The sequence below is a fragment of the Mesorhizobium sp. genome, from assembly GCF_004962245.1.
In the GTDB taxonomy this organism is placed as follows: Bacteria; Pseudomonadota; Alphaproteobacteria; order Rhizobiales; family Rhizobiaceae; genus Mesorhizobium.
Map to the genome: position 1 here is coordinate 1 of NZ_SUHQ01000085.1, position 2319 is coordinate 2319.

1 protein-coding gene is annotated in these 2319 nt (G+C 61.8%); it reads left to right on the plus strand.

Annotated features, from left to right (window positions below; genetic code table 11):
* Window positions 1-251 precede the first annotated feature (251 nt).
* Entirely contained in the window at window positions 252-2177 is a 1926-nt protein-coding gene (locus tag E5X88_RS33415) for a ParB/RepB/Spo0J family partition protein (protein WP_292168530.1), read from the plus strand.
* The last annotated feature ends 142 nt before the right edge of the window (window positions 2178-2319 follow it).

A 2319-nucleotide genomic window follows, 5' to 3' on the forward strand; every position in this document is an offset into this window, starting at 1 on the left:
GAGAAAATCGGTCTCCCCGTCCTTCCTCCGCGCGGGCCGGCCCGCGCTTCGTGCAGGATCGACGCGGATCCGCTTAGGCGGATCTAGCGCGCCCCTTCGGCTTCGCCCTCGGGCGGGTGATCCCCCTCCGATTTGTCTCCTTGCCCCCCTCTCCCCCGCTGTTCCGCACGAGCTCGGGAGCAGGAGCGGGGCTCCTGCCCCTTCGGGCAGGAAACCGCTTCGCGGGAATAGGGAAATCAGGAGAAATCATCATGACCGAGACCATCACCATCCCCTTGAACAAGCTGGACGTGGACCCGAAGAACGTCCGCAAAACCTATAGCGCCGAGGGCATCAAGGAACTGGCCGCGACCATCCGAGCCGACGGTTACAGGCTGTTGCAGAATCTCATCGTCAGGAAGGGCGACAAGAAGGGCCGCTATTTCGTGACGGCTGGCGGCCGCCGACGCGCCGCACTCCTCCTTCTTGCCGAGGCGGGCGAGATCGCGAAGGACTTCCCCGTAGAATGTAAGCAGCGTGAGGCCGAGGACGCTACGGCGATCAGCTTGACCGAGAATCTGCATGAGCCCATGCACCCGGCTGACCAGTTCGAGGCATTCAACGCCCTTGCCCAAGAGGGCAAAGCAATCGCTGATATCGCCGCCCGTTTTGGCACGACCGAAACGATTGTGTGCAAGCGGCTGGCGCTCGCTCGCGTGTCGCCGGTGCTGTTGCAGATGTTCCGCGACGAGGACATGAGTTTTGCGCAGTTGTCAGCCTTCACCGTTAGCGACGATCACCAGCGGCAGGTTGAGGTATGGAGTGCCCTGCCCTCTTGGAACCGTGATGCTTTTTCCATCCGGCGCGCGCTCACCGAGGAATTGGTTGCCGCGACGGACAAGCGTGTCCAGTTCATCGGCGGGCTGGCGGCCTATGAAGCGGCGGGCGGTGCGGTCAAGCGCGACCTGTTCGATGAACGCAACGCCGGTTATGTCACCGATACGGTGCTGCTGGAAAAGCTGGTTGCCGAAAAGCTTGAGGCGGGGGCCGAGGCGGTACGCGCTGAAGGCTGGAAATGGGTGGAGTGCTGCACTTCCATGCCGGAAGGGCTTCACAGCATGGAGCGCCACTATCCCGAAGACGTGAGCCTTTCCGAGGAAGATCAGGCAGTACTCGACGCCGCGCAGGCAGAATATGACGAGCTTGCCGAACTGATCGAGAGCGGTGCCGTCGACGACGAGGCCGAGGCAAAGCTTGAGGAAGTCGAAAAGCGGATTGACGCCCTGACCGCCCGCACGGAAGCCTATAGCCCCGAAGCACTGGCGAACGGCGGCGCTTTCGTCATGCTCGACTATTACGGCAGGCTTTCCATCGAGCGCGGTTTTGTGAAGCCGGACGAGGCCGAGGTGACAGACGAGGACAAGGCCGACGAGGGCTTGCCGAGTGTCGCAGGCGAAGCAAAGCCCGCAATTCCGACTGTCACGCATTCGGCGGCTCTTATAGAGGACCTGACGGCCCACAAAACCGCAGCGCTGCGCATTGAACTGGCGAACAATCCTGACGTTGCCCTTGTCGCCGTTGTGCACGCCATGCTGTTGCAAGTGGCCTATCCGTACAATTCGGAGCAAAGCGCGCTTCAACTGTCGATCACCCATGAGCGGTTGAAGCCTTCGATGAAGGACGCCGAAAGCTGCAAGGGCGTTACGGCGTTCAATGACCTGTCCGAAAACTACGGCCAGCGCCTGCCGGGCAATCCCGCCGATCTGTTCGATTGGCTGCTAGAGCAGCCGCAGGACACGCTTCTTTCGCTGCTGGCCTTTGGTGCTGCTCATGCGGTCAACGCCGTGGAAAAGAAGTTCACCGACCGCAAGAAGGGCATTGAGCAGGCCAACCAGCTAGGCCGAGCACTCAATGTCGATATGCCCGAGTGGTTCGAGACGACAGGCGACAGCTATTTCAAGCACGTCAACCGGACCACCATCGAGCTAGCCGTGGCCGAAGCTAAGGGCCGGGAGGCGGGGCTTTCCGTCAAGGCAGCGGCCAAAAAGACCGAAGCCGTCATGGTCGCAGAGCGACTCGTTGCCAGTAGCGGCTGGATACCCGCCCCTGTGCGGATCGCTGCCGCCGACGAGGCGAGGTCCGTCGAGCACGAAATGGACATCGAGGATAACGAGCAGTTCCCCGAAGCGGCTGAATAAACGTCAGCCGTAGGCCCGGTTGCGTCTTCTCCAGCGCGACCGGGCCCCTTCTATCAAAGCGCGGTCGAGGCCGCCGCGGAATGAATAAGGCCGGCCTTATCCGGGCCTTATTCATTTTGAGGGGAGGCCCGAGCCCCCTCCC